2 protein-coding genes are annotated in these 4,792 nt (G+C 64.0%); both read left to right on the top strand.

Annotation, left to right across the window (positions count from 1 at the left end):
* Positions 1 to 625: 625 nt before the first annotated feature.
* The gene (locus G3480_RS25095; protein ID WP_240906055.1) at positions 626 to 2,737 is read left to right on the top strand and encodes a methyl-accepting chemotaxis protein; all 2,112 of its coding nucleotides are present in this window, start codon (positions 626 to 628) and stop codon (positions 2,735 to 2,737) included.
* Between the two features lie 344 nt (positions 2,738 to 3,081).
* Positions 3,082 to 4,194 (top strand): protein-glutamate methylesterase/protein-glutamine glutaminase, encoded by a 1,113-nt coding sequence (locus tag G3480_RS25100; protein ID WP_164656951.1) that lies wholly within the window; start codon positions 3,082 to 3,084, stop codon positions 4,192 to 4,194.
* The last annotated feature ends 598 nt before the right edge of the window (positions 4,195 to 4,792 follow it).

A 4,792-nucleotide genomic window follows, 5' to 3' on the forward strand; every position in this document is an offset into this window, starting at 1 on the left:
TTCCTTAGAAAGTGACCATCAACAACTTCCCCCCTTTCGCAAAGGGGGGCCAGGGGGGATTTCGGACGGGATCGCTCGCATCGGGAAACAGTTGATGGGCGCTTCCTTAGAAAGTGACCATCAACAACTGCCCCCCTTTCGCAAAGGGGGGCCAGGGGGAATTTCGGACGGGATCGCTCACATCGGGAAACAATTGATGAGCGCTTCCTTAGAAAGTGACCATCAACAACTTCCCCCCTTTCGCAAAGGGGGGCCAGGGGGGATTTCGGACGGGATCGCTCAGATCGGGAAACAATTGATGAGCGCTTTATTAGTCATCCTTCCTTTGCGGCTGTGGCCTCGATCATCTTCTGGTCCAAGCGTGCGGCCGGTTGGAGCGGCGCCCCGCCGCGACGGACGCGCGATCGCGGCGGGGCGCCGCTCCCACGGCGCTTTGCCTGAAGGATGCGCGGTGCCGACCCAACAGACTGGGCGGTCCGATGATCAACGCCGCGGCTGCAAGCTACTTTTTGGGAGACTAGGGTGTTCGCGATGAAAACCACGGGTTTATCGGGGTTTGAGGCGGGGATGAAGATTGAGGCCAAGCGATGCTCTTATTGGCTTGGCGGTTGTGGGAGATGATGAGATGGATCAACAGAGTATGAAGCTCAGTACCAAGATCACCCTTGGTTTCCTGGTTGTGCTGGTCTTGCTGCTGATCAACGCCGGCGCCGGTATCGGGAGTTTGTCATCGCTCCTTTCGGGGACCTCGGAGATGGCAGAGACCGACAATCTGCGCGCCGATCTTATCCAGCGCGAGGCCGAGCACCTGGAATGGGCGTCGCGGTTGAAATCATTCGTGTTCGATCCTGAGACGAAGACGCTGGACGTCCAGGTCGACCCGAAAGCCTGTGCCTTCGGGCGCTGGTACTACAGTGACCAACGCCAGCGGGCCGAGGCGCTCTTACCAGCGCTTGCGCCCATCTTGGCCGCAATCGAGGAGCCGCATCGTAAGCTCCATGAGTCGGCCGCTGAGATTGAGCACGTCCATCGCTCGATCGATCGCGATCTGATGGCGCGTATCCAGGAGATCGAGTCGGGCCATCTGGAGTGGGCCGCGCAGATCCAGCAGGCCCTGCTCAATGGGGAGACTGAACTCAATGTCGAGATGGACCCCGGCGAGTGCCCGCTGGGTAAACTGCTCTATGGCCCGGAACGCGCCGATCTGGCGCGCGACTATCCGGAGATCGATCAGGCCCTGACGGAGATCGAAGCGCCGCATCGCTTGCTGCACGCCTCGGCCGCACGGGTGCGCGACGCGCTGGCCGAGGGCGGCGCGGTTGCGCAGACGGACCAGCCTGCTTGGGACCGGTCGCCTCTCGACGAGCCGCTGCCCCTGACCGCGGTCGGCGCGGGGGCGGTCGGCCAGGATCCTGAGGCGGAGCGTCTCTATCGCGAGGTGACGGCTCCAGCCCTCGAGGCGGTGCGCAGGGGTTTGGCCAAGGTGCTCGCCGCCGGCAATGAACGCCTGCAGTCACTGCATCAGTCCCAATCCATCTACCGGACGATATCGGAACCCAATCTCGAACAGGTGCGTGAGGACCTGGGTGCCATGGGCGCGGAAGTTCGTGCACAGGCGCAGACGGAGCAGGCGACCATGCGCGAGAAGGGTCAGCGCGGGATTTGGGTACTCGTCCTCATCGCTGTCGTCGCCTTGTCGGTCGGAATTCTAGCGACGGTGCTGATCGTGCGAGGGACCAATCGTCAGCTCGGCGGCGACCCCGGGATTCTGGTCGCGGTCGCCGGTCGGATCGCCGATGGGGATCTGACTGGTTCGCTGCCGCGTCGCGCGGGCGATGACAAGAGCCTCTTGGCCGCCATGGCGCGCATGGTCGAGCGCCTGCGCCAGACCGTGGGCGAGGTGCGCGTGGGTGCCGACAGTCTTTCCTCGGCCTCCAGCGAGGTGAGCGCGACCGCGCAGGCACTGAGCCAGGGCGCTACCGAGCAGGCGGCGAGCGTGGATGAGACCAGCTCCAGCATCGAGCAGCTCAACGCCTCGGTGCAGCAGAACACCGAGAACGCCCGCGTCACCAACGGCATCGCCAAGAGTTCGGCGGACGAGGCGCGGCGCGGCGGCGAGGCGGTCAAGCGCACGGTGGATGCCATGAAGGAGATCGCCGGCAAGATCGGCCTGATCGAAGACATCGCCTACAAGACCAACCTCTTGGCGCTCAACGCCGCCATCGAGGCGGCGCGTGCCGGTGAGCACGGCAAGGGCTTCACCGTGGTGGCAGCCGAGGTGCGCAAGCTCGCCGAGAACAGCGGCGTGACCGCCCAGGAGATCAACCAACTCGCCACCGGCAGCGTCGCCATTGCCGAAGAGGCCGGCAAGCTGCTCGAGCAGATGGTGCCCAACATCGTCAAGACCGCCGACCTCATCGAAGAGATCACCGCCGCCTCCGGCGAGCAGGCGGCCGGCATCGGCCAGATCACCGACGCCATGAGCCAGCTCGACAAGGCCACCCAGCAGAACGCGGCCTCCTCCGAGGAACTCGCCGCCACGGCCGAGGAACTCAACGGCCAGGCCAGTCAGCTGCAGGAGACCATGTCCTTCTTCCGCACCGGCGCCTCGGGCGGCTCCAGCGTGCGCGCCGCACCGCGCCCGATGCACAGTGGTAGCGGGAAGCGCGCTAGCGATGCTGGCGAGACCGAGGTCGATCTCGACGACTTCGACCAGAAAGACTTCGAGCGCTTCTGAGTGGAGGTCGATGACTTGAGTTCGATGGGTGGAGGTCGAAATGAGCGAACTCATGGCAAGAAGGTGCCCATCAACAACTTCCCCCCTTTCGCAAGGGAGGCGAGGGGGGCGGGCGGTATCGCTCGGGCCTCGATCATCCTTTGATCCAAGTGCGCGGCCGATGGGAGCGGCGCCCCGCCGCGACGGGCGCGCCATCGCGGCCGAGCAGCGCCTCAGGCCAGCGGATTTCTGCGAGGATGACCCTGGGCCGAAAGACTCGGGTGGCGGAAGGGGCGACACTCCCAGCGACTGCTGTTCAGAGTGCGTGGAACACGAAAGGTTTTTTGCGGATGGAGTGTGCTGATATGTCTCAGGTCAAGGTGCTGATCGTCGACGATTCGGCAGTGGTGCGTCAGGTGCTGACGGAGCAACTGGATGGTATCAGCGGGATCCAAGTCATTGGCACCGCCCGTGATCCCATCTTCGCGCAGAAGGTCATGGAGAAAGCCTGGCCGGATGTCATCGTGCTGGACATCGAAATGCCGAGGATGGACGGCATCACCTTCCTCAGGCAGTTGATGCATGAGCGGCCGACACCTGTGATCATTTGCTCGACCCTGACGGAAAAGGGCGCCGAGGTCACCATGCAGGCTATGAGCGCTGGCGCCGTCGACATCATCGCGAAACCTAAGGTCGGGTTGCGCCAGTTCCTGGAGGAGTCCAAGACGCTGCTCGGCGATGCCATCAAGGCGGCGAGCCACGCCCGCATGGAGAAGGTCACCCGATCGGCCCGCACGCCTTCAGCCGTGCCTGTGCAGGCTAAGCTCAGGGCCGATGCCGTGGTCGCGGATCGGTCATTCAAGCCGCTCGCTGCGACCACGGACAGGGTCGTCGCCATCGGGACCTCGACCGGCGGGACCCAAGCGCTTGAGTACGTCCTGACGCGTCTGCCGCGCACCGCGCCCGGGATCGTCGTCGTCCAGCACATGCCGGGGCAGTTCACGGCGGCCTTCGCGACGCGTCTCAACCAGCTCTGCGAGATCGAGGTGCGCGAGGCCCAAGATGGCGATCGCGTCATCGCTGGCCTGGCGCTCATTGCACCTGGGACGCATCACCTGCTGCTCAGGCGCAGCGGCGCCCAATATCGGGTCGAGGTCAAGAGCGGTCCGCTGGTCAGCCGGCACCGGCCCTCGGTGGATGTGCTCTTTCGCTCGACCGCCCAGGCGGCCGGTCCCAATGCCGTGGGGATCATCATGACGGGGATGGGGGACGACGGTGCACGCGGATTGTTGGAGATGCACGCGGCGGGGGCCATGACGGTCGCTCAAGACGAGCAGACCTGCGTCGTCTACGGCATGCCCAAGGAAGCGGTCAAGCTCGGCGGCGTGGATGCCATTGTGGGTCTGCCGCAGATCCCCGGGATCGTGGTGCAGGCGCCGACACGCCAAGGCTATCAGCGGATGGCGGCGCACAGCTGAGAGGCTGTCTGAATATTGCACTCGCCCGAGCCGTAGGGGCGAATTCATTCGCCCTCTCGCCAGTGCCAAGGGCGCCTAAGAAAGTGTCCATCAATTGTTTCCCGATGCGGGCGATGCCGCCCGAAATCCCCCCTAGCCCCCCTTTGCGAAAGGGGGGGAGTTGTTGATGGACGTAGCCCCCTTTTGCGAAAGGGGGGAAGTTGTTGATGGACGCTTTCTAAAGTCGCCCCGAGGTTTGTCAGACAGCCTCTGAGAGCGGCCTGGATCATTCAGCGGATGGCGGCGCACAGCTGAGAGGCTGTCTGAATATTGCAATCGCCCGAGCCGAAGGGGCGAATTCATTCGCCCTCTCGCCGGTGCCACGGGCGCCTAAGAAGGTGTCCATCAATTGTTTCCCGATGCGAGCGATGCCGCCCGAAATCCCCCCTAGCCCCCCTTTGCGAAAGGGGGGGAAGTTGATGATGGACGTAGCCCCCCTTTGCGAAGGGGGACGTTGTTGATGGACGCTTTCTAAAGCCGCTCCGAGGTTTGTCAGACAGCCTCTGAGAGCGGCCTGGATCATTCAGCGGATGGCGGCGCACAGCTGAGAGGCTGTCTG

The sequence above is a fragment of the Thiorhodococcus mannitoliphagus genome (genome assembly GCF_010915725.1).
Taxonomy (GTDB): domain Bacteria; phylum Pseudomonadota; class Gammaproteobacteria; order Chromatiales; family Chromatiaceae; genus Thiorhodococcus; species Thiorhodococcus mannitoliphagus.

What these genes read in the sequence shown, in the direction of transcription:
- G3480_RS25095 (WP_240906055.1), top strand. Translation starts at nt 626, where the DNA reads ATGGATCAACAGAGTATGAAGCTCAGTACCAAGATCACCCTTGGTTTC.
- G3480_RS25100 (WP_164656951.1), top strand. Translation starts at nt 3,082, where the DNA reads ATGTCTCAGGTCAAGGTGCTGATCGTCGACGATTCGGCAGTGGTGCGT.